This window comes from Telluribacter humicola, from assembly GCF_017355935.1.
GTDB lineage: Bacteria > Bacteroidota > Bacteroidia > Cytophagales > Spirosomataceae > Telluribacter > Telluribacter humicola.
The window spans coordinates 170,383-194,254 of the sequence record NZ_JAFIQT010000001.1 but is presented as its reverse complement, the minus strand read 5'-3'; the positions used below and the strand labels follow the sequence as shown (position 1 = coordinate 194,254).

The window sequence follows — 23,872 nt, the reverse complement described above, 5'->3', positions numbered from 1 at the left end:
TCTTAAAAAGCAACGTATTGAGGAACTTATTCTTGGCAAGGGGCCGTTACAAACTTAGCAATTTTCAATGGTACACATGGCTGCCTGCTACTGATTTAATTTTTATCAAAAGTCCTCTCCCGATTGCTAAATACGTGATTATGATACGAAATCTGCTCTGGTTTGCCGCCTTACTTTTAATGGCATCCGCTACCGGCGCTTCGGCTTCCAGTACTCCTGTAAAAAACGGCGTTTGGCGCGCCACCCTTACCCGCGACGGACAAAAACTTCCCTTTCTGCTAGATATTCAGGCCAATCCTGATCAAAAAACCTATACCGTTTACTCCCTCAATGGTACTGAACGGCTTCAGCTTGATACGGCCTATGTTGAGAATGATTCGCTGCACATTCCGATGCAGCTTTTTGATTCTGACCTGGTAGCAAAGGTGGAAGGAGATAAACTTTCGGGCGTGTGGAAGCGTAGCCGCCAGGGCAAAGTAGTAGCTACGCTGCCTTTTAAGGCTACCTTTGGCGACACCTACCGCTTTTTTAAAGAAGAAAATACTACCTCCAGCAGAAATGTAGACGGTAAATGGGCTACCCTATTTCGCAGCCAAGATGGAAAGGACTCTACCGTAGCGGTGGGTGTATTTGAGCAAAAGGGTACTACGGTGCAGGGTACTTTCCTGACGCCTACCGGCGACTACCGCTACCTGGCGGGTAGTGTTAAAGGCGACAGCCTGTACCTGTCGTGCTTTGACGGCTCTCATGTATTCCTGTTCAAAGCCGCCTTCCAGTCCGATGGCTCTCTCAAAGGAAGCTTCTGGTCGGGTATTACGGGATATGAAACCTGGACGGCGCATCGCGATCCTAAGGCCGAACTACCCGACGCTACCAAGCTTACCTACCTGAAACCCGGCTACGAAACCATTTCCTTTACCTTTCCGGACACAGAAGGAAAGAAGGTATCACTCAGCGATCCGCGCTTTAAGAACAAGGTAGTGATCCTGCAGATCATGGGATCGTGGTGCCCCAACTGTATGGACGAAAGCAATTTCCTGTCGCCCTGGTACAAGAAAAACCGGGATCGGGGGGTAGAGATCGTAGGGCTTGCGTACGAGCGTTCGGATAAGCTGGAGGAGTCCGCTCCTAAACTCCGCCGCATGATTGACCGCTACGATATAGAGTACCCTGTGTTGCTGGCCGGATTAAACGACAAAGCCCTTGCAGCTAAGTCCTTGCCCATGCTAAACCACATCATGTCGTTTCCGACTACCATTGTGATAGACAAAAAAGGTAAGGTACGCCAGATTCATACCGGCTTCAACGGCCCCGGTACCGGCCACTACTACGATGAGTTTGTAGAAGACTTCAACCGGCTGATCGATAAACTGGTTAGTGAAAAGTAAGGATATGATTAACCCCTAAAAACCTATGACCCGCAGCGAACGATTGCTCCTCCTGGTGCTGGCATGTATCAACTTTACGCATATAGTAGATTTCATGATCATGATGCCCCTGGGTCCGCAGCTGATGCGGTATTTCGGCATCGGCCCGCAGGAGTTCGCTCTGATCGTTTCATCATACAGCCTCAGCGCCGGCATATCGGGTTTTCTGGCGGCCTTTGTAGTAGATCGCTTCCCGCGTAAGTACGTGGTACTACTGGCCTATGGGGGCTTCGTGATAGGTACATTGGCTTGTGCCATAGCCCCTACCTATGGGCTGCTCATTGCAGCCCGTGCGCTGGCGGGTATTTTCGGCGGAGTACTTGGCTCACAGGTACTTTCCATAGTAGGCGATGTATTCTCCTACGAGCGACGCGCTCAGGCTATGTCCATCGTCATGACGGCCTTCTCGGCGGCTTCGGTGGCAGGCGTACCATTCGGATTATACATTGCCACAGAATACAGCTGGCATGCCCCCTTTGTATTTGTAGGCGTACTGGGGCTGGGTGTCCTATTTCTGATCTGGCGGTACGTTCCCATTCTGAACGAACACGTACAAAGCAAACAGCAGCGCAGTAACCCTCTATCCGTACTGACCAATATAACCCGGAACCCCAATCAGCTCCGGGCCCTGTTCCTGACTACTACCATCATGCTGGGGCACTTCAGCATTATTCCCTTCATCACCCCGTACCTTGTAGCCAATGTAGGCTTTAGCGAGACCAATGTATATCTCATCTACCTGGTGGGTGGGGCGCTTACTATATTCTCGGCTCCTATGGTAGGCAAACTGGCCGACCGCCGGGGCAAGTACCCGGTGTTTGTGGTATTCGCACTGCTGTCCATGCTGCCTATCTACCTTATTACGCACATGACGCCTTCGCCGCTGGCGTTCGTCCTGTTTGTTTCGGGGCTGTTCTTTGTATTTTCAAATGGCCGACTGGTACCTACCCAGGCCATGGTCACCTCGGTGGTTACACCTACCCAACGCGGAGGTTTTATGGCTATCAATTCGTCGGTACAGCTACTGGCCCAGTCACTGGCGGCTTATAGCGCAGGCCTCATAGTCGGCAAAACTCCCGAAGGACAGGTTACCAATTATGGTCTGGTAGGCCTCTTTGCGATGACAGCTATCTTTCTCAGTATCTTCATAGCCCGTCAGGTCAAGCCAATCGATACGGCTCCTCAGCCCCTTGAGGCTACTGCCCGTTAAATTATTCAGTATCGGGAACAGCTTTTTACAGCTTTGTAAGAAGCTAACAAGCATAAGATAGTATGCTTGCATAATAATATTTAATTTTATTTCTTTGTAGGAGATCAACTCTGACGCCACACAAGATCTGATAAGGTATGCGTAAGGAAAAAACAGTGGATTTTCATATAAAATGGGCGTGGCATTCGATATCCCGGATGTACAATGCTCATGCCGCCCGCTTTGATATGACCATGGCTACCAGCTATGTGTTGCTCAATATTGATAGCGAAAACGGAACTCCCGCTACCAAAATAGCCCCCTTACTGGGTATGGAACCCCGGAGCCTGGTGCGGATGCTCAAAAACCTCGAAGAGCGGGGGCTGATCCGGCGCGAAGTACACGAAACCGACAAGCGTTTCGTACATATCATGCTTACCGAAGAGGGCCGTCGCAAGCGCGAAATGGCCCGGGAGGGCGTGATATCCTTCAATAATATGATCCGTGAAAAGATACCACTGGATAAGCTTGTTATCTTTCTGGACGTCATCAAAGAGATCAATCATATTGTAGAAGAAGAAAATCAGAAACTTAAGGCTAGTGAAGGAGTAGAGGATATTTAGTACTTCTGCTTTGAGCTAAAAATCATCCTAAAAACCATTTATACCTTTTAACTAATGAATCGTTCAATTAGTAAAGTCGCCGTACTTGGCTCCGGCATCATGGGCTCACGCATTGCGTGTCATTTTGCCAATATTGGTGTACAGGTATTGCTGCTGGATATAGTACCCCGTGAACTTACCGAGGCCGAAACTGCCAAAGGACTCAGCCTGGAACACCAGGCTGTTCGGAATCGCATCGTTAACGAATCTTTCCAGAATACACTCAAAGCTTCACCGGCTGCGCTTTATAGCTCCAAGTTTGCGGAGCGGGTCAAGCTGGGTAATTTTGATGATAATCTTAAAGATATAAAAGACTACGACTGGATCATTGAAGTAATCGTAGAGCGCCTGGATATCAAGAAGAGCCTATTTGAGAAGGTAGACCAGCTCCGCAAGCCGGGCACGCTGATTACCTCTAACACCTCGGGTATCCCCATTCACCTGATGTCAGAAGGACGTAGCGAGGACTTCCAACGTCATTTCTGCGGCACCCACTTCTTTAATCCTCCCCGATACCTGCGCCTGCTGGAAGTCATACCCGGTCCCCAGACCGACCCGGCTATCATCGACTTCCTGATGCACTACGGTGACCTGTTCCTGGGTAAGAATACAGTACTCTGTAAAGATACTCCCGGGTTTATTGCCAACCGTCTGGGAATCTATGCCATGGTGCAGACCATTCGGACCGCCGAAGAAATAGGTCTGACTGTGGAGGAAGTAGATAAGCTGACAGGTCCGGTAGTAGGCCGCCCCAAATCAGGTACCTTCCGCTTGTCGGACCTGGTCGGATTGGATACCACCGTACATGTTGCCAATAACCTGTACCAGGCCGGTGAAACGACGGATGAGTCGCGAGAAGCCTTTATGCTGCCCCCTATTATGCAGCGGCTCTTCGAAGCCAAGCGATTAGGCGACAAAACCGGGCAGGGTTTCTACAAAAAGACGAAGGACGAAAAAGGAAAGACGGTCATTATGGCCCTGGCCTTTGATACCATGGAGTATCGCCCGAGCGAGAAAGTAAAGTTTGCTACGCTGGAGGGTACCAAAGCCATCGATAATCTGTCAAAGCGATTCGGTGTACTACTAGATGGTAAGGATAAAGCAGGTGAATTTTACCGCCGGACCTTTGCTGATGCCTTCCGCTACGCAACCTACCGCATACCCGAGATATCCGACGAAACATTCCGCATCGATCAGGCTATCACGGCTGGCTTCGGCTGGCAGATGGGCTTGTTTGAAACCTGGGACGCCATTGGTATCCGCAAAATGCTGGGCATTATGGAAAGTCTGGACAAGCAGCCAGCTCCGTGGGTATACGAAATGCTCGAAGCCGGAAACGAGTCGTTCTACAAGACCGAGAAAGGTAAGCGGTTGTACTACGATATCCCATCCAGAAGCTATAAGCCGGTACCGGGGCAGGAAAGCTTTATTCTCCTGAACAACTTCTCGGACAATGTGGTCTGGAAGAATGCCGGCGCCAGCCTGTATGACATTGGCGATGGTATCCTCAACCTCGAGTTCCACTCCAAGATGAATACGATGGGTTCGGAGGTGGTAGAAGGAATCCAGAAAGGCATCAGCCTGGCCGAAAAGAATTTCCGTGGACTGGTTATAGGTAATGAATCTACGGAGGCATTCTCGGCGGGAGCGAACCTGGCTATGCTGTTCATGTTTGCGATTGAGCAGGACTTTGACGAGATCAACCTCATGATCGCCCAGTTCCAGCAGACCATGATGCGTGCCCGCTACTCGTCAGTACCGGTAGTAGCAGCTCCGCACACGCTGGCACTCGGTGGTGGCTGCGAGCTGACCCTGCACGCCGACAAGGTAGTAGCCCACGCCGAAACCTACATTGGACTCGTAGAGCTGGGAGTAGGTCTGATACCTGCCGGAGGAGGAACCAAAGAAATGGCCGTTCGCTGCTCCGATCTCTACCGCACCGGCGATCCCGAGCTGAATGTACTGCAGAACGCTTTCATGAATATTGCCCAGGCTAAGGTATCGACTTCGGCACAGGAAGCCTACGAAATGAACTACCTGCAGGACAAAGACCAGATCGTACTGAACCGTAGCCGCCTGATTGCAGAAGCCAAACAGGCCGCCGTAGAGCTGGCTGACAATGGCTACACCCAGCCGACTCCACGCTCGGACATTAAGGTGCAGGGCAAAACAGGTATCGCCTTGTTCCAGGCGGGTATCTCTCAGATGCGCATGGCCAACTACATCAGTGACCATGATGTCAAGATTGCAAATAAACTGGCCTATGTAATATGTGGAGGCGAATTAAGTTATCCACAGAATGTTACGGAACAGTATTTGCTGGACCTGGAACGGGAGGCTTTTCTATCCCTCTGTGGTGAGAAGAAAACGCTGGAACGGATGCAGGGCTTACTAACCGGAGGCAAACCACCACGCAACTAGCTATCAGCCGATTATAGACCAAAAAATCCCGCCAGAAAAATTCATTTTTGGCGGGATTTTTGCTTGATATAGGCAAGGCTCACTCCCTTGTACCAAACTTTATCTGCTTTAAAAATATTTTATCTGCTTGAACAAAACTGACTACTCTTATCAGTACAACAACCTCTGGAAAAGAGAGCTTGAGGTGAGAGCCCGTTCGAGCCACCGAATGCTTACTATGGCTTTCATAGTAGGCTATCCCATTACGTCTGTTCTTTTCTACATACATAATAATCCCTTAACGCAGCTGGTATTAACTATTCAGCTACTGGCCAGTGCTACCATAGCTGTATTCCTGTTTTTAAATTACAAAAACAAGATTAGCAGCTCTAACCTGGCTCTGTATACTACGCTGACAATGACGGCTTTCCACGCTTACCTGCTGTGGAAAGTCCCACACCAGACGTATGAGCGGGAAACATTCAACATCATCCTCGTTCTGCTGTTTACGCTGCTGGTGGTCCGGTGGAACTTCCGATACGCCCTGATCTCAGCACTGGTACCTATGCTGCTGCTTCCCAGTGCTATCTATTTTCATAGTCCTGGTTCTCTTACCCAGTTTATAGGTGAGGGCGGATTATTCCTGATAGGAGCCTACCTGGTATTTCCTTACGTGTGCCAGATGCGGTACGAGAAGGATAAAAAAGAGTTCTACCTGCGCTATACCCTTCAGAAACAGAATGAAGCCCTAGAAAAGCAAAAGACTATAGCCGAACAGGCGACTCGTGCTAAATCAGAGTTTTTGTCCATGATGAGCCATGAGATACGTACCCCCCTGAATGGTATAGTAGGTGTTGTACATCTGATGATGCAGGATAATAAGAAGAATAATCTTCAGAGTGATCTGATACAGACGCTCAAATTCTCTTCGGATCACCTGATGGCGGTGGTGAACGATATACTTGATTTCAATAAAATTAACTCCAACCACGTACAGCTTGACCCGGTTCCGTTTGATGTAAGGGCACTACTGACAAGTCTAGAGAAAACTTTTATTCCTAAGGCCGCCGAGAAAAAGCTGGATCTGATTTTTAAGGTAGATGCTACTATGCCTTTGCAGATCGTAGGTGATAAGGTACGGCTCAATCAGGTCCTGACCAACCTGATTCATAATGCGATTAAGTTTACGGAGAAAGGGTCGGTGAAGGTGGTAAGTAAGGTAATCGGCAAGGACGAGAAAAAAGTAAGGCTGCACTTCATGGTCATTGATACCGGTATAGGAATCCCGTACGAGCAGCAGCCTACTATTTTTGAAAGCTTTACGCAGGCTACAGTGGCCACACACCGCCAGTACGGTGGTACGGGTCTGGGTCTGGCTATTACCAAAGAACTACTGCACCTGTTCGGCTGTGAAATACAGCTTTTCAGCGAGGTTGGCAAAGGGTCCAGCTTCACCTTTTCGATCGACTTCCCGTTCATCGAAGAAGTAGAAGAAGTAGCTAAGCAGGAGCCTGTTGCTCTTCCTGAAACAACCGACACCTACTCGTTTGCCCGCGTACTGGTAGTAGATGACAACCCGATCAACCTACTGGTAGCCACTAACTTCCTTAAGCGTCGTAGCATTCAGTTTGATACGGCCGTGAATGGACTGGAGGCTATTGAGAAGTTCAAGGCCAACGCATACGACCTGGTACTCATGGACCTGCGAATGCCCGAAATGGATGGATACGAAGCTACCAGGATCATTCGTGAATTAAACCGGGACATTCCTGTTGTCGCGCTTACAGCCTCAGCCTTCTCCGTTGAAAAAGAGCGCGCCATGTCCAGCGGATTCACGGCCTATCTCACCAAGCCTTTCCTTCCCAAGGACTTCTATGATACTATTCTCCCCCGTCTTTCCAGAGAGCCTCTGAACTCTGCAAATCCTATTGAGGTAAAATAAGCCTGTATCTCCGGTATTACTGCCGCCTTGGTCCCCAGCCTCCTGTTATCAAAATATTTACTATATTTGATATATAGATTTTTTATACTTCATCGCCTCTCAATGATTTCGAAGAAAGCTAAATATGCCTTAAAAGCCCTGAAAGTACTAGCTGAACAGTATGGGAAAGGCCCGGTACTGATATCCTATATTGCTGAAAAAGAAAAAATCCCCAAGAAGTTTCTGGAAGCTATTCTGCTCGACCTGCGCAACAACGGTATTCTGCAGAGCCAGAAAGGTAAAGGAGGAGGCTACCTGCTTCGTATTCCTCCCGAAGAAGTAAAGTTTTCAAAGGTACTTCGCATTATTGATGGCCCCATTGCTCCTACTCTTTGTGTGTCGCTTTACTTTTACGGAAAGTGTGAGGACTGCGTGGATGAAGAGACCTGTAGCTTACGGATAGTTATGGAGAAATGGCGCGATGCGAACCTGGACGTTCTGGATCAGACTACGCTTAAGGACCTCCTAAAAGCCCAGTACCCCGGACTTATTTAGCGGGGTACTTATCCTTACGGATAAATAGTAAGTTTTTGTCATAGGTACCCACGTAGCGGTAGTTCTGCTTTATAAAGCCAGCCAGTTCAGGAAAGCTTTCGTACCCTTCGGCTTCGCGATTACCCAGCCACAAGCTATTATCCACCGCATCCACAAACGCCACCGGACGGTTTCTCTTTATATCACTGATGTAACGATTCCGATATGTATCACGCAATGGATGTACAAAAATGCTCCTTTCGGAATGGTTCTCGGCAGTACCCTGTGGCAGCTGAGCTTCTACATAGTATAGCAGGTTCCACCCCCACACCACCAGGTAATCTCCCGGCTCGGTGTATTTCTTTATTTCGCTGACCAACGTACTCTCAGGCAGCGAAGTAGCTCCTACGGAATTATATGCGTTGATTTGCCGATACTTTACGGCCGAGAAAGCATCCATTCCCGCAAACCAGAATATCAACAGTCCAGGCAGGGCAAAAGACCAGGCAACTCTTTGCTGGCGTAGCCAATGCAAACCACACAAAGCCGCTAATGCCAATGGATATATACACAGCGTAAGGTAGTGCACAAAAGCGTTACCCGACTTGGTAGCCGCATAAAGGGCCGCCAACAGGTACACCACAAACAGCAACGGCAGAAAAGTCCACAGAGATCCTCCCTGGCCGGAAGCAGGCCTTACCCACTGTACCACGCCAACCGCTATGGGTACTACCAGAAGCAGGATGTAAAATAGAAAATCAGGGCTGAGTGACACCAGCCTGATCAGGTAGGACGGAATAGTAAAAATGCTATTGTTACCAGCATAGATAGCGTTGCCCAGCAGGTAAAAATCGATCATGTCATCGAATACCCCGTGGTAGAGCGTCCAAGCTGTAACCAGTATCGGGAATGTAAGGCCTCCCAGTAGTAGCGCTACCAAGGGTTTGTACTGCTTTTCGGACCGGAAGTACTGGTAAGCTATCCAGATACCACCTAACGCCAGAACCACAGCCTGAGGCACCGCCTGTAGTTTGGCAAAAGGTACCATTCCGGCTACAAAACCCAGCAGGTAGGCCCAGCGGGCTGAGAGTGACTGACTTGTAGATAATCTGGCCAGCAACCACAGGCAAAAGCTTAGCAGTAGTACCGGAAGCTGCTCGCTGGAATAGTGAACATAGTCCGGCTCCTGCGTGAATGTCAGGAAGAGCAGCGGAAACAGTAAGCCCAGACGGGCGGTACTACTACCAAACCAGCGGCGCACGGCGCCGAAAAAGAAAAGTAAAGCCCCTACCGCACAAAGCAGCCCCATCACACGAGCCGACGTATAGTCAACCTGGAAGCCCAGCAGACGCGGCAGTACCAGCAGGTAGTTGTCCAGCGGACCGATGGTAGTACCATCCACCGACTGCCAGTAAACAGGACTGTAGTAAAGTGTAATCCCATGGCTGATCATCTGGCTTTCATCGGGGTTGATCTCCCGATTCATCACGAGGACGGGAAGCCTCATCATGACTAGCAGCACGACGCTAAGGCTTAAAAACGCCAGATTAGAAATACGACGACTGACTCCCGACCAAATTACCACACCTGCCAACAAATAGCCAATAGCCCAGTATATCAGAGGAGAGTAATCAAAAGTAAGCATGCATCAGGCTATGGTTTCGACTTTTTCGATAAAGTCGCGGTAATGTACAGCGGGGATAAAGTGCTGCTGGGTACGGTACTGCAGTACCATAAACACCAGAAACAGCGAAATCAGAAACGACTGCATAATAACGATCACCAAAGTAGTAGCGAGGGTGGAGGCCCAGCCCGGAGTAGCGTTTCCGATTACTTTGAGGAATAAGATAATAACTATAAACGCCAGCACCAATCCCGACATCCACAACGAAAATATCAGGATGCGTACGGCGGTAGTATCTATCAGTACCGAGATAGCGCTAAGTCCGTGCAGTACCAGCGACACAAAGTTCATCTTACTCTCTCCGGCTAGTCGCTTGGCTCGTTCTATGGGTACATCATCGTACGGAATACGCGAACGGATTATACCTCCGGGATAATTATTCCATATTTCCGATACCCTGGCCAGATTCTGAAGACGCCGCTGAGGTACCAGACTAAAATTACCAAACGTGATGACCTTCCCTGTCAGGAGCTTAAAGATAGACTTATAGATAATATAAAAAACGCGAAACAGTGCGTTTTCCTGCCGCTTGGTCCGCCGTGCAAATATGATCTTATCCGGCCTTTCGACCGACCTCTGTACCAGCTTATTGATATCACGGGGGGCATCTTCCCCATCGGCATCCATGACAATGACCTTATCACAGTCAACCTCGCGGGCCAGATAGGACAGACCAATGGCAATAGCCCGCTGGTGTCCCAGGTTACGGTATAACCTTAATACCTGGATACCAGTACCCTTAAAAGGCGTAAAGGGCTCCGAACGATCCCGGGATGAGCAGTCGTCTACCACCAATAAAGACGTATTGGCCAACGTATCGGCCTCCACGTCTTCATTGAGTTTTTCTATCAGTAAATTCAGGGCTTCCCAGTCGTTAAACTGGGGAATAAGAATAACGTACTTTTCAGGCATTTTAACTCTTTAAATTAAACAGCCTGACCTGCCAGACGGGCAGCGATACCATCGTGGATCTGGGTGAGGGTTTCTTCCAGACCGTACTCCCAGTTCCAGCCCGGATAGTGCGACTTGAACTTGGTAAGGTCACTCACGTACCAGATGTGATCACCAATACGGTTGGTATCCGAGTAGGAGTAGCTAATCTTCTTGCCTGAAATCTGCTCACAAAGCGCAATAGCTTCCAGCATCGAGCAGTTGGCAAAGCGGCCACCACCGGCGTTGTATACCTCGCCCGGACGGGGGTTCTGGTAGAAGTGCCAGAACATGTTCACCAGGTCGTGGCTGTGGATGTTGTCACGTACCTGCTTGCCTTTGTAGCCAAAGATGGTGTAGTGATTGCCGGTGATGGCGCACTTCATCAGGTAAGCCAGGAAGCCGTGCAGCTGCGCACCGGAGTGGTTGGGGCCAGTCAGACAGCCTCCGCGGAAGATACCGGTCTTCATGCCGAAGTAGCGACCGTACTCCTGCACCATGATATCAGCCGCTACCTTAGAAGCTCCAAATATTGAATGCTTGGTATGGTCAATGCTGTGCTGCTCATCAATACCATTCTCAAAGTAAGGGTGGTTCTGATCGATCTCCCAGCGGGTTTCCAGCTCTACCAGTGGTAGGTAGTTGGGGTTATCACCATACACTTTATTAGTCGACGTGAAGATAAACACAGCGTCAGGGCAGTTCAGGCGGGTCATCTCCAGCATGTTGAGCGTACCGGTGGCATTAACGCCAAAGTCAGTGAAGGGCTCACGGGCGGCCCAGTCGTGGCTAGGCTGAGCAGCGGTATGTACGATCATCTTGATATCCTGACCATACTCCTTGAAGATAGGCTCCAGCTGACTTACCTCCCGGATATCGGCTGAGTAGTGCTTGTAGTTGGGGAAGGCTTCGGTGATACGGTTGCGGTTCCATTCGGTGTTGCCATCGGCTCCGAAGAAGTACTGACGCAGATTGTTATCAACTCCTATGACTACATCAAATTTGTCGGCCAGAAAAGCCACAGATTCACTTCCTATCAAGCCGGCTGAACCGGTAACCAATGCTATGTTCATAGTTTAGAGTACTTAGTGTTTTAAATTAGAATGGATATAATAGTTACAAGAAATGTTGTTTTGCTGTAAATACGATGAAAAATTAATAAAAATTATCCAATGGCCAACCGGCACTCGTATACCCATCCCGTTCAACTATCCTATTCTGATATTGTTTTGTAAATTTAGCTCTAAGACAAAAAAAGGCAGCACTTGTCAAGAAGCACTGCCTTACAGTATCAGATATATGTTACTTACTGGGCTTGTGCAGCTGTGGTATCCTGCTGGGCGGCAGCAGCGCTCTGTACAGTACTACCGGGAGTACCATCAGTATTACCAAAAAGCTTCTCACGAATAGCAAGAGCACGCTTATCCATCTCTGGATTATCTTCATACTTATTAGAAAGCTGACGGGCAGCCGAATCAGGGTGAGGTCCATAAACGTACTCACTACCCTCACGTAGGTCCTCCTGCTCTACACGGTTATACTTCTGATATTCGCAGGATGATAGTAACGCTATACCTGCCACCAATGCGGCTATCTTTCTGAGTTTCATTGTATACTTGTCTATATAGATTTTGTGCAAAAGTAACGGCCTTTTCCAAAACCACCAAATAGCATTTGCTCGTTTTTATTAAATTTTTAACTGTTCCAATTCTTTCCGCACAAAATCCATCAGGTCAGTAATATGCTCTTTGGAAAAGTCAAAAGGTATACGAGCCGCGGCATAGATTTCTCCGATCGGAGCCGTATAACCTAGTTTCAGAGCATTGATGTATCCCTGTAGTCCCGCTTCAGGATCTTCACGGTAGTTCTTCCATACACCAATGGCACCTAGTTGGGCTATCCCGTATTCGATGTAGTAAAAAGGTACCTCGTAGATATGTAACTGCCGCTGCCACAGGTAATGACAGAATTTCTCCAGTCCTGACCAGTCCGTTACATTATCACTAAACTGCTTGTAGATCTGCACCCAGGCATCGGTACGCTGCTGGGGAGTATGCTCCGGATGCTCGTACATCCAGTGCTGAAACTTATCGATGGTAGCCACCCACGGGAGCGTCTCGATAATGGACTCGAGGTGCTGGATCTTAGCCCGGCGCAGGTCCTCTTCATTAGCGAAGAACTCATCCCAGTAGTCCATCGTCAGCAATTCCATGGACATGGAGGCCAGCTCGGCTACTTCCGAAGGTGGATGCTTGAATGAGTTGAGCGTCAGATCGCGCGTAAGGAGCGAATGCACCGCATGACCCCCCTCGTGAAGCAGCGTGATCATATCACGCAGGTTAGAGGTGGCATTCATGAATATGAACGGAACCCCTACCTCATCCAGTGGGTAGTTATAGCCACCAGGCGCTTTGCCTTTCCGCGACTCCAGGTCCAGGTGTCCCATCGTTTTCATGATGCGCAGGCAGTTGCCCAGGAAGGGGTCCAGCTTCGTGAAACAGCGGATCGTTTTGTCCAGCAGTTCCTGACCACTTTGGAATGGCTTTAGCGGCGGGCGCCCGTGTATGTCCACTTTGGTATCCCAGGGACGCAGCGTATCTACTTCCAGCGTATCTTTACGCTCCTGAGCCATATCGTTGAGCAGGGGAACTACTGCCTCCGTAACGGCCTCATGAAAATCGAAGCAGTCTTGTGGAGTATAATCAAAACGCCCCAGAGCCGCAAACATATAGTCACGGAAGTTATCGAAGCTGGCGTTATGGGCTATTTTATGCCGTAGCTCCACCAGCTTATTAAGCAGGCTGTCCAGTTCATTGTGCGCTTGGTACCGGCGTTCGCTGATGGCCCGCCAGGCTTCCTCACGCACCGCCCGATCAGTTGACTGCAACCGGTCGGCGGCCTTCTGCAAGGTCATTTCCTCATCATCTAGCGTTACAGTCATGGCTCCGGCGATGGCTCCATACTTACGCTCCTCAGTCTGGATCTGGGTCTGTAGTGGGATATTTTCTTCGCGGAATATCTCGATGGATTTCTTCATACCCCGCACTGCTACTCCAAAGCCCTGGTCTTTCAGCTCGGCCAGATAAGGGCTTTCGATTACTTTCTTGTCCAGCTCGTTGCTATAAGCGGCCAGGTGCGGTTGAATATCCGTAATAAAGAACTGCAGGGACTGCACCAGCTCTTCGTTGGCCGTATCACAGGTCTGTCGGATGTACCGCCAGGCAAAGTTTTCAGAGAGGTACGACTCCAGTTCACTGCGATTATGGAACCACTGTCTCAGATCGTTACCACTATTGATTTCACGATTTTTAAGATTCTCGTAAAACGGCTGGAGATCATCCCAGCTTTTCAGATCAAATTCTTCTCCAATAAAAGCCCGCTGGGGCCGCTGAGGTATTTCTACGGTGTCTTGATGGGCCATAGGTAAGGTATTACTTCAATGATAGTATCTGTATAATAACGCTGTTGAAGAACCAAAGTTAGGGGAAGCCGTAAAATTAGCAAGCCACTCCTCTAAAAGTAGCCACTCCACGTAACAAACCATACAGTAGCTTGTCTGTAAGCAAAAAAAATCCGGCACGAGTGTGCCGGATTTTTTAACCAATCAACCTAACCTAATCTCATTATGAATTATTTTTTGCTCAGCTCGGCAGCAGTAGTGTTAGCTGCCTGCGCGGGCTTTGATTTAGTAGTGGAATGCGGCTTATAGATAGCCCCGGTAGCAAAGTCTACGGGAATACTAATCAGCGGGAACAGGAGGATATCAGCAACCAGTGCGCCGATTCGCACCTCCCGGCGTGACTCACCCTCTGCGGGGCGACGCTTCTGATTTTCGGTGATTTGTCCACCAAATACGGTCGCACAGCTTGTCATAGATCCTGCCAGCATTACTGCGGCCATGGCTAACACTGAAAACTTCTTAACTAATTTCATAGCTATATTATATGTATATACTAATGTAGTGATTGAATTATTTCTTGGCGGTAATAGTGAAGGATACTCCATCTGAATCTACGCCTTTGATAGTAAGCTTTTCACCTTTAATCTGACCAAACTCGTCATTTTCATACGACAAGCTGTAGTTGCCACTTCCCTGATCTATGACATCAGCGCCATCCAGGGTACCTACCAAAAACTCGCTGTCACTGCTCTTGATGCGGATGTTCAGTGCTATATCCACCAAAGAAGCGGTCTGACGAGTCAGTTTTACAGAGCCTTTCAGATCGGTCTGGTTGGCAGGTAAGGTTTTACCGTTGTAGGTAAGCTCTGAGTACGTGTACTGACCTGCTATCGCAGTGGCGGCATCGGGAGCAATGATGTCTTTATCCTTCTTGCAGGATGACAGAACGGTGACCATCAAGATCATCAACAGGGGAATGATGCGGAAGTAAGAATTTTTCATGGCTAATAGTGTAAAGATTTAAAAGTAAGAGTTTGACTGTCGGTAGGTTTCCCCCTTCCGACGATACAAAGTTGCAGACTGTATCATCACAAAGAAACAACCGGGTACATCAACTGGAAGAATGAAGGCATGAACTGTTGATTTAAGTGACTGAAACAACCTACAGCATCCACATTCTTCAACCCTCTATCTTTCTTTCCCTAAAACCACAACTCCTAGATAGTCAGGTGGATAACTATTCACTTTATAGGGGTTTTCTTCCGTTTCACCAGAGTTTCTGTTGGGTACCGTTACCGGGACTATCACCTTTACACCGTGAATTCATTCACACTGATATTACTATTAGCCATCATTAATCTATTACATGTATGAAAAGAATACTTAAAATTACCGGTGCTGTGCTGGGTAGTCTGCTTTTAGTACTGGGGTTATTCTGCGCCTATGTAGCTATTACTGGCGTACCTACCTACGACCAGCCTAACATTCCTAAAATATCCGTTGAACTTACTCCGGAGCGCGTGGCCCGTGGAGAGGTTATCGCTCAGATCCAGTGCATGGAGTGCCACGCTGATAAAAACAACCGCCTCACCGGAAAGTATATGAGCGAGGTACCTGCTGTCTTTGGTAAACTGTATTCCAAAAACATTACTCAGGATAAGGAGAAGGGTATCGGTAACTGGACCGACGGGGAGCTGGTGTACTTTCTCCGTACCGGCGTACGGCGTGACGGCACCTTTGCGCCTGTCATGCCGCAATTTCCAAATATGGCCGATGAGGACCTGAAGTCAGTAATAGCGTGGCTGCGCTCAGACCGCTTTCCGGTGCAGGCTACCAGCGAGGAGCCGCAGGCTTCGGAGCTGAGCTTTGTATCTAAGCTACTGTCACACACCCTGATGAAACCACTGCCCTACCCGCAGACTTTCGTTGCCATGCCCGACAGTGCGGATCCGATAGCCCTGGGTAAGTATACCGCCGACGCTATCGGCGATTGCTACGCCTGCCACTCCGGCGATATGCTGGATCAGGATAAGGTACATCCTGAACAGAGTAAAGGATACTATGGAGGTGGTATTGAGATGGTGGGTGAAAATGGAGAACCCATCATAACGGCTAACCTTACTTTCGACGAAGAAACTGGTATTGCCCGCAAATACACCAAGGAGCAATTCATCAAGGCTGTAAAAATGGGCGTGCGACCTGATGGCTCTATCCTTCGGCAACCTATGGCTCCCAAAATAGGACTCACCGATCAGGAGGTGGGGGCGATCTATGAGTACCTGAAAACAGTACCCAAAGTCAAAAACAACATTGTTCAGAAGAGCGCGGAAGTGCAGCTTGCAGAAAATAAATGAGGCTGATCTATTTGGGGTGACGCTCGCGCTGGTTCAGACCAGTGGGAGCGTCACCCGAAACTCCTGACCATCGTCCTCAACGGTCGGGACAGGCTGCCCGAGTATCTGGTACTTACTTAAAATGTTGGATAACCCTACCCCATTAGAAAGTACCGGACTGGATTTGCGCTGCAGGTTGTTACTAACTGTCAGGCATTGCTCGTCAGCTACCAGCGAAATGGTAAGCGGCTGATCGGGCAGGACGATGTTGTGCTTTACGGCATTTTCGATCAGCAGTTGTAACGTCAGGGGCGGGATCTGCCGGTTTTCGGCACTGGGTGGAATAAGGGTAACGAGTGTCAGTGACTGGCCGTGGCGGGTTTTCAGTAAGTGGTAGTACGACTGGATAAACTCAAGTTCGTTGGTCAATGGTACCAGTGGCGCTTCGTTGCTCCGTAGCAGGTACCGGTATACGGTGCTAAGCTCTTCGGCAAATGCTCCGGCCTGCCGGGGATCTTCGTCAATCAGTGAAATAAGCGAATTAAGGCTATTGAATAAAAAGTGGGGATTGACCTGCTGGCGCAGCATGTCCAACTGCACCTGTAACTGAGCTTTGCTGAGTTGGTCGGCCTTCCGGCGTGAGTACCTCCAGTATTCAAAGTTATGGATACCTTCATAAATGGCAGTAATAATAGCTACAGCGATAACGCTAATTAGCAGCACCAGTCCCAGCCGGAAGGGATCAGGTACAAAACCGGGCAGATTGACCCACTGATAAAGCAGAAACAACAGGCTGTAATGCAGACATGAGCTGACAGAGGCCATTATAAATCCTGGTACAGCCCGCTTTGTGTAGTGCTGAAGGGTAACGTACCTACTCCGGACTTCAAAGTTAATGTAGCTAATGGTATACCAGTTACTCAGCGATATCACCACCGCAATACCTGTCGCCATCCCGAAAGTCGTCCAGCTGTGCCAGTAGTTATCTCCTATAATCAGCCAGTTATATATAATGATATATACGGGTAGCGCAGTGAGTTGTAAGAGCCAGTCATATCGGGTAAAAGAGGGTAGTTTCATGGGTGGATTCCGTTCTTAGGATCAGCGGATCAAAATTACACAATTGCAAAATCAAGTCAACATTCTGATGACCAATAAACTAAGAACAGGTGTTCTGTAGCAGCAAAGGCTACAAGTAACTGCTTCTTACTATTCCCCGAAGGAAAAATTTCTACCCGTTACTTTTAGGGTTATACGCTCCAGTGCATGCACCTATTGCACCTATACTTCATTGTGCACTGCGCTGATGAACTACTGCTTCCAAATTGACTCCCACACGGAGTTCAGCCTATTAACAGCCAGATGCTGTACAGTTCAGCTTTTAAATCTACCGTTTCATGCAGAATGTATATAATAACATACTGGCAGCTCACCAACTTTGTCCAGTTAATTCATTACCAACTATAGCCATGAAAATCATTACTAATCTACTGTTAAGCCTGACGCTAGTCGCGTGTATGGCCTCCTGCGAAACCGATCCGGGTACTGTTGACCCTACTAATCCTGACAATAACCCCGGAAAGCCTGCTACCGGTGCCGTCACGCCGGTAGGCAATCCAGAAGGTACGGCCACCACGGCTACTATAGGCCCGGCCGGTGGTATCATCCAATCAGCTGATAAACGGGTCCAGATCCAGATCCCAGCTGGTGCACTAACCACCAACCAAACAATTTCGGTACAACCCATTAGCAACCACTGCCCGGCAGGTACGGGACAGGCCTTCCGGCTAACACCTCACGGCATTAACTTCGCCAAACCCGCAACTATTACTTTTCAATACAACGAAGATGATGTAAATGGCTCCCACCCCGCGTTGCTGCGTATAGCCTACCAGAACGACAAGGGTATCTGGCAGTCACCAACCGTAAAGAGTATTGATACAACCGCCCATACTGTGACCGTCCAGACCACCCACTTCAGCGACTGGGGCTTGTTTCAGAAAATGTTCATCAACCCATATAATTCTTTTCTGAATCCGGGGGACAAAGTTCATCTTAAAGTATTTCAGACGATGGAGTCGGAGTTCGAAGATGATTTAATTGTACCGCTACCTATACTTATACCAACTAAGTATATCGAAAAATGGGCCCTAAGCGGAGAAGGTACCCTATCACACATGCATAATGAAGGGGACTACTACGCTCCCGCCAAAATTCCCGCTACTAACCCTGCCACGGTTACTGTATTTTTAAATAAATCCACTACCATCGAAGGAAAGGTATACAAAGACCTGCGCCTAATTACAAATATCTTTGTTGCTCCCGAAGGCATTTCAGTCCAGCTTAATGGAGGGGAATGGAAAACCTATCCGGGTGGTGCTAACATCAATCCTACTCACAATGTGGTTTTGGGCCAAAGCGGAGCCGAATACGCCTCAGTAGGTTGGAAGGGTGCCCCAACGGGTACCTTCCGCTGGACCAAAAGTGCTGATGTAGCTTTTAATATCATAAAAGGCTCCCTGATCTATCAGCACCTCTATGGAACAGCTCCATCTGTAAGTGGCGGTTCTTTGAAAGTAGATAACACAGATGACACCTGGGTAGTAGGGACCTTCACCGTAGAACCAGCCGGCTGGATCGACACAACTCCACCTGGTAAGATGGGTACAGCATCCGTCAAGGGGGTTTTTCGAATGAAGCGCGTGGGGGTAGGAGCCCAATGACGTGTCTATGTACTACTACCAACCATTTACATATAACTATTAGTCCATGAAAAATCTGATTCAACTACTCCTAAGCCTGGCACTCGTGCCGCCTCTGCTGATGGCCTGTATGCCTGAAGCGCAGGCGCAGGCGCTGCGGGTAGGCTACTACGGCGAAACTATAACCCACTACGGCTTAAAAGTAGCCTATGAATTACCCCTCCACAGCTACATTAAGGAAAAGAATCAGGCTCGTAAGACCTTCCTGTTTGCACCCGGCCTGGCCGTGTACCGCCACCCGCATAACCACATCGGGCTGGTAGTCTCCCCCGAACTCACCTATAGGCGGACCAGCCGACGCGGGAGAATTTTCGAACTCGGTCTCGCTCCCTCCTACTTCCACTACTTTCTGGAGGGAACCACCTATACGCCCGACGGCCCGGACGACTTCAAACAGGTACGATGGGCAGGTGGAAACGCCTTTATGCCTACGGCCTTTGTGGGCATCGGTAAAGACTTATCCGTGCGGAAGAATATACCCCTAGCGTGGTACACCCGCTTAAATGTAATGCAGCAACGCCCTTATAATACATCCACGCTCATGCGCTTCAGTCTGGAAGCGGGCGTTACCATTCCCCTACAAAAACAATGAAAGGAGTTTACACCTATTTATCACTGGTCAGCCTGCTGTTGCTGCTGGCCTGTAGCGACCGCGATCCGCAGCCCATCGAGGATAGTACCCTTTATCTGCGAAACAAAGGAGCTGATATGCCCATCTGGGTAAAAGGCGACCGGCAGTCCAACAAGATTATCCTGTACGTTCACGGCGGGCCCGGCGACTGCGCTATGTGCTACCGCTACTACCTCAAAGGACTGGAAACCGAAGCGATGGTAGCCTACTGGGACCAGCGGGTAGCCGGGGCATCCTCGGGTAAGGTAGAAGAGAGTACCCTGCGCTATGCCCAGTTTAGTGAGGATATGGGCTTTGTCGTAAAACTTTTGAAAAAGCAGTATCCTAACGCAGAGATCTATCTGCTGGCTCATAGCTTTGGCGTCGAGCTTTCCTGGCAGTACCTGACTTCGGGTAACAACCAGCAGGAAGTGGCGGGGCTGATGGTAGTCAACGGGATGTACTCCTTTGCCAACTGGCTGATGAGCGTACATGACTGGGCCCTGCGCGAGGCACAGCGGCAAAAAAATACCGAAGCCGAAAAGTACCTGCGGGATCATCCGGTGACGCTTGAGAATGCAGCAACCATTGAGTGGGAGCCCATCTACCGCTGGATGTACAAGCTGGGCGGCAACCCGGTATCGCTCTACGATGACGGCAAGTACGTGATCAACTATGCTTTCAACTCTCCTAACACAGCCCTGGCCCAATTCACACATAGTAAGGCATACAGCTACTACGGAAACGTCGAAAGCAGACAGTTCGAAAAGGGCCCGCTACTACGGGACATCCGCATTCCGGTAGCTCTGTTCTGGGGCGTGAAGGATGGCATAGTACCGGTAGCAGTAGGTGAGGCTACCAAACAGGTACTGACCAATGCGCCGGTGACAGAGGTACGTTTCAGTGAGTCATGGCACGAGCCGTTTATTACCGAAACAGCGAAGTTCACCCAGGCGGTGCTGGACTTTGTGCGGTAAATAGAAGCATATTCTTATGCCTCTATGTCTCTCCGGTTACACCACCTGTTCAAAATATCGTTTGATCGGGCATTTCTCCCGCTTCACCGACATCATACCTTTTGGTCTGCTCAACGCCTGATACTTTTGGGTAATGATTTATTCCATACTCAAACTTAACAGCATTCATTTTCACTAACCATTAGCCATGAAAACAGCCATGTACAATTCCCAAAATGCAAGTACCCAATTAGTCCGCACCTCAGCAGTAACCGTAAGCAAGTTGTTCCTGCTAGTGCTAGCTTGTGTATCCTTAATGACCAGTTGTAAAGAAACCATTGAACCAGATCCCGATGGTGGCGTTGTAGTACAGCCCGGCGATGCCCTGGCGATCAAGGATGATATCAACGTAAAAACCACTCTGGTGGATCGTATCCAGGATCCCAATCTGCCCGACTACATTGTTGCGGAAAACTTCAACATTAACCATGAGTTGACTATCAATCCCGGGGTAGTGATCGCTTTTGAGCGGGATGTTCGGGTTAATATCAATGACGATGGTGGAGTGATCATCGCGAAGGGTACTGCCGAGAAAAAAATCAGACTGGTAGGTGTACAGAAAACCAAAGGATACTGGACAGGTATAGTACTGTACTCAGGCAGCAACGCCAACGTGATGGAACACGTAGAAATAATGCACGCCTGCAGCCGTCCTACGTATAGTGATATTAAGTCGGCCCTCTTCATCCCAGGTAGCAGCGGAGCCCAGATCGCACTAAACAATTGCCTGTTCTCCCAAAACGAAGGCTACGGAATCTATATCTACGAAGGTGCTACCCTGCGGCAGTTTTCTCAGAATACATTTTCTAACAACACGGAGGCGGGTATTCTGATCGACGCCATGAACGTATCCAAGCTGGATCCTGCTTCGAAGTTTACGGGAGGCAATGGCCGTGATGTGGTGGAGGTAACGCCATCAGGCATGGAAGACAAAGCTGAGATTGTATGGAAGGGCTTTGAAGACAAAACTCCCTACCTGATCAGTGGTGATTTTGCGGTCAGTTCAGGCTGGAAAATTAATCCTGGCGTAACATTAAAAATGGATCGCGACGCAGTGATTCGCATCAACTCAGAAGGGTACATAATGGCCAAAGGTACTGCCACTCAAAAAGTCGTGTTTACGAGTGCTAACGGCGCGCCAGCTTACTGGAGGGGAATCATCTGTTACTCGTCGGATAATAGCAATACGCTGGAACATGCAGAGGTTAGAAATGCCGGGGGAAATACAATAGTATCAGGCAAAAAGGCCAACGTAGCCGTATACGGTAATGGTTCAGCTTTGACGATCAAGAACACCGTAATCAGTGGCAGTGGTGGTCACGGGGTATTTGTAAGTTATGGTTCCTCCGTTAACGACGACCTTACTACCACCAACGTATTTGAATCTAACGCTCAGACCAACGTACTGATCGAAGAGTAGTTAGCCGATCCGAACGATATATTCTACACCAACTTATCCGTCAAAAGCCGCTTCATCAGCGGCTTTTGACGTTTCAACGAAGTCACTGTTGGCTACCTGACTTAGATCAGACAATTTTGGGTCTGACTATTCCACACATCCTTAACTATCTGTTAGCCATGAAAAATCTACGTATTCTTTTCGCCACTATTCCAGCGGATACCCATTTTGGCCCACTGACCAACCTGGCTGTTCAGTTGAGCGATCTGGGATATGACGTTCGCTGGTACGCAGGCGGACACTACGGAGAGAAAGTAACCCGACTGGGTCTGCACCACTACCCATTTGTAAAAGCCAGGACAGTAGATCGGGACAATCTGAAAACCTTATTTCCTGAAAGGTCCAGGATCAAAGGCACTATTGCCAAGCTCCGCTTCGACTACAAAGAATTATCTTTACTAAGGGCTCCCGAGTTTGTCGAGGACCTGAAAGACATCTACGCAGACTGGCCCTATGATCTGATCGTACACGATGCGGACTTTCTGGGCGGGGATTTCCTGCGGGAGATACTACCTGTAAAAACCGTAGCGATTGGAGTAGCTCCTCTGGCTGAATCCGATCCTTCTCTACCCGCATATGGACTAGGGAAGCAACCGGCCCGTAGCTTGCCCGGCCGCTGGATGCAGCATCTGATGCGGTACGTTGTACAACAGGTACGACTTAAACCGATTGATGATCTGTATAATAAGCTTCGTCAGCAGCAAGGGCTTCCTAAGGCCCAGGAGTTTGTCTTTGATGCCGTTATTCACCACGCCGACCTGTACCTGCAAAGCGGTGTACCGGGCTTCGAATACCCTCGTAGACACATCAGCCTCAACATCAGGTTTGTAGGAGCCATACTCCCTTATACTCGCGGACGCAAAAGGGCTTATGAGCATACCTTCCGGGCGCTACAGGCCAGGCGGGTAGTACTGGTAACGCAGGAAACAACCGAAAAAGACATTGAGAAGCTACTGGTACCTACTCTGAAGGCATACAGGGAGGAGCCCTCAACGCTGGTGATCGCTACCACCGGAGGCTATGGCACCGAGGAACTGCGCAACCGCTTTCCGCAGGATAACTTCATCATTGAAGACCATATTGACTTTGATACGGTCATGCCCTACGTCAGTGTATTTGTCACCAATGGAGGGTACAGCGGAGTTATGCAAGCCCTAAAGCATAACCTTCCCATAGTGGTAGCAGGAATCAATGACGGCAGAAACGAAATAGCCGCTCGTATTGAGTACTGTAAGGCAGGAATAAATCTGAATACCGAAAAGCCTAAGACAGTTCACATCTGGCAGGCGATAGACCAGGTACTGACGGATGGTACCTACCGGCGTAACGTGCGGAAGCTAGGCCGGGAGCTTGGTACCTACAACGCTAATAAGCTGGCTACACACTACATTGAGGCACTGGCAAAGGAGCAGGAAAGCCGGTTAATGCCCGAAGAAATACAGGTTGCCTGGTTAAGAGGCTCTTTACTTCAACCCATCAATCAGCAGTGCAGAAGTGCCTGCTGACGGAAGGGTTAATCCTTATCCTGTTAAACTGCCTTAGCAG

20 protein-coding genes are annotated in these 23,872 nt (G+C 49.0%); 12 read left to right on the top strand and 8 right to left on the bottom strand.

Going from position 1 to position 23,872, the window contains the following annotated elements; translation table 11 throughout:
* Positions 1–140 precede the first annotated feature (140 nt).
* The 6 genes from JUB14_RS00845 to JUB14_RS00820 all read left to right on the top strand — a co-directional run bounded on the left by JUB14_RS00845 (position 141) and on the right by JUB14_RS00820 (position 8,154).
* Positions 141–1,388, top strand: coding sequence for a peroxiredoxin family protein (locus JUB14_RS00845; RefSeq protein WP_207503624.1), 1,248 nt, complete (start codon positions 141–143; stop codon positions 1,386–1,388).
* Positions 1,389–1,413: 25 nt separating this feature from the next.
* Positions 1,414–2,637, top strand: a complete 1,224-nt coding sequence (locus tag JUB14_RS00840) for an MFS transporter (RefSeq protein ID WP_207503622.1) — start codon at positions 1,414–1,416, stop codon at positions 2,635–2,637.
* 137 nt (positions 2,638–2,774) lie between these two features.
* Positions 2,775–3,239, top strand: coding sequence for a MarR family winged helix-turn-helix transcriptional regulator (locus JUB14_RS00835; RefSeq protein WP_207503620.1), 465 nt, complete (start codon positions 2,775–2,777; stop codon positions 3,237–3,239).
* A 54-nt stretch (positions 3,240–3,293) separates the two neighbouring features.
* Positions 3,294–5,699, top strand: a complete 2,406-nt coding sequence (locus JUB14_RS00830) for a 3-hydroxyacyl-CoA dehydrogenase/enoyl-CoA hydratase family protein (RefSeq protein WP_207503617.1) — start codon at positions 3,294–3,296, stop codon at positions 5,697–5,699.
* A gap of 217 nt (positions 5,700–5,916) precedes the next feature.
* Entirely contained in the window at positions 5,917–7,620 is a 1,704-nt protein-coding gene (locus JUB14_RS00825) for a response regulator (RefSeq protein WP_207503615.1), read from the top strand.
* Between the two features lie 102 nt (positions 7,621–7,722).
* Positions 7,723–8,154 carry an RrF2 family transcriptional regulator gene (locus JUB14_RS00820; RefSeq protein ID WP_207503613.1) on the top strand — a complete coding sequence of 144 codons (432 nt, stop codon included), beginning with the start codon at positions 7,723–7,725 and terminating at the stop codon, positions 8,152–8,154.
* On the opposite strand, the gene JUB14_RS00815 is transcribed toward JUB14_RS00820, so the two are convergent.
* The 7 genes from JUB14_RS00815 to JUB14_RS00785 all read right to left on the bottom strand — a co-directional run bounded on the left by JUB14_RS00815 (position 8,147) and on the right by JUB14_RS00785 (position 15,149).
* Positions 8,147–9,778 carry a hypothetical protein gene (locus JUB14_RS00815; RefSeq protein WP_207503611.1) on the bottom strand — a complete coding sequence of 544 codons (1,632 nt, stop codon included), beginning with the start codon at positions 9,776–9,778 and terminating at the stop codon, positions 8,147–8,149. The genes JUB14_RS00820 and JUB14_RS00815 overlap by 8 nt on opposite strands.
* A gap of 3 nt (positions 9,779–9,781) precedes the next feature.
* On the bottom strand, positions 9,782–10,729 hold the full coding sequence (locus JUB14_RS00810; RefSeq protein WP_207503609.1) for a glycosyltransferase: 948 nt from the start codon (positions 10,727–10,729) through the stop codon (positions 9,782–9,784).
* 14 nt (positions 10,730–10,743) lie between these two features.
* Positions 10,744–11,820 (bottom strand): NAD-dependent epimerase/dehydratase family protein, encoded by a 1,077-nt coding sequence (locus tag JUB14_RS00805; RefSeq protein WP_207503607.1) that lies wholly within the window; start codon positions 11,818–11,820, stop codon positions 10,744–10,746.
* A gap of 233 nt (positions 11,821–12,053) precedes the next feature.
* Positions 12,054–12,356 (bottom strand): hypothetical protein, encoded by a 303-nt coding sequence (locus JUB14_RS00800; RefSeq protein ID WP_207503606.1) that lies wholly within the window; start codon positions 12,354–12,356, stop codon positions 12,054–12,056.
* Between the two features lie 78 nt (positions 12,357–12,434).
* Positions 12,435–14,168: a M3 family oligoendopeptidase gene (locus tag JUB14_RS00795; RefSeq protein ID WP_207503605.1), complete on the bottom strand. Its 1,734-nt coding sequence runs from the start codon at positions 14,166–14,168 to the stop codon at positions 12,435–12,437.
* A gap of 209 nt (positions 14,169–14,377) precedes the next feature.
* Complete coding sequence (locus tag JUB14_RS00790; RefSeq protein ID WP_207503604.1) at positions 14,378–14,680, bottom strand: hypothetical protein; 303 nt, start codon at positions 14,678–14,680, stop codon at positions 14,378–14,380.
* Between the two features lie 37 nt (positions 14,681–14,717).
* A complete protein-coding gene (locus JUB14_RS00785; RefSeq protein WP_207503603.1) occupies positions 14,718–15,149 on the bottom strand; it encodes a hypothetical protein in 432 nt (143 codons plus the stop codon).
* 368 nt (positions 15,150–15,517) lie between these two features.
* Between JUB14_RS00785 and JUB14_RS00780 the strand changes: the two genes are divergently transcribed.
* Positions 15,518–16,501, top strand: a complete 984-nt coding sequence (locus JUB14_RS00780) for a c-type cytochrome (RefSeq protein WP_207503602.1) — start codon at positions 15,518–15,520, stop codon at positions 16,499–16,501.
* Positions 16,502–16,534: 33 nt separating this feature from the next.
* On the opposite strand, the gene JUB14_RS00775 is transcribed toward JUB14_RS00780, so the two are convergent.
* Positions 16,535–17,560: a sensor histidine kinase gene (locus tag JUB14_RS00775; RefSeq protein ID WP_207503600.1), complete on the bottom strand. Its 1,026-nt coding sequence runs from the start codon at positions 17,558–17,560 to the stop codon at positions 16,535–16,537.
* Between the two features lie 389 nt (positions 17,561–17,949).
* Here JUB14_RS00775 and JUB14_RS00770 point away from each other — a divergent pair, with 389 nt between their 5' ends.
* The 5 genes from JUB14_RS00770 to JUB14_RS00750 all read left to right on the top strand — a co-directional run bounded on the left by JUB14_RS00770 (position 17,950) and on the right by JUB14_RS00750 (position 23,832).
* Positions 17,950–19,203: a hypothetical protein gene (locus tag JUB14_RS00770; RefSeq protein ID WP_207503598.1), complete on the top strand. Its 1,254-nt coding sequence runs from the start codon at positions 17,950–17,952 to the stop codon at positions 19,201–19,203.
* A 46-nt stretch (positions 19,204–19,249) separates the two neighbouring features.
* Positions 19,250–19,834, top strand: a complete 585-nt coding sequence (locus JUB14_RS00765; RefSeq protein ID WP_229367463.1) for a hypothetical protein — start codon at positions 19,250–19,252, stop codon at positions 19,832–19,834.
* Positions 19,831–20,829, top strand: a complete 999-nt coding sequence (locus tag JUB14_RS00760) for an alpha/beta fold hydrolase (RefSeq protein ID WP_207503596.1) — start codon at positions 19,831–19,833, stop codon at positions 20,827–20,829. Before JUB14_RS00765 ends, JUB14_RS00760 begins: the two co-directional genes overlap by 4 nt.
* A gap of 295 nt (positions 20,830–21,124) precedes the next feature.
* On the top strand, positions 21,125–22,288 hold the full coding sequence (locus JUB14_RS00755) for a right-handed parallel beta-helix repeat-containing protein (protein WP_229367462.1): 1,164 nt from the start codon (positions 21,125–21,127) through the stop codon (positions 22,286–22,288).
* A gap of 158 nt (positions 22,289–22,446) precedes the next feature.
* On the top strand, positions 22,447–23,832 hold the full coding sequence (locus JUB14_RS00750) for a glycosyltransferase (protein WP_207503592.1): 1,386 nt from the start codon (positions 22,447–22,449) through the stop codon (positions 23,830–23,832).
* Positions 23,833–23,872 lie beyond the last annotated feature (40 nt).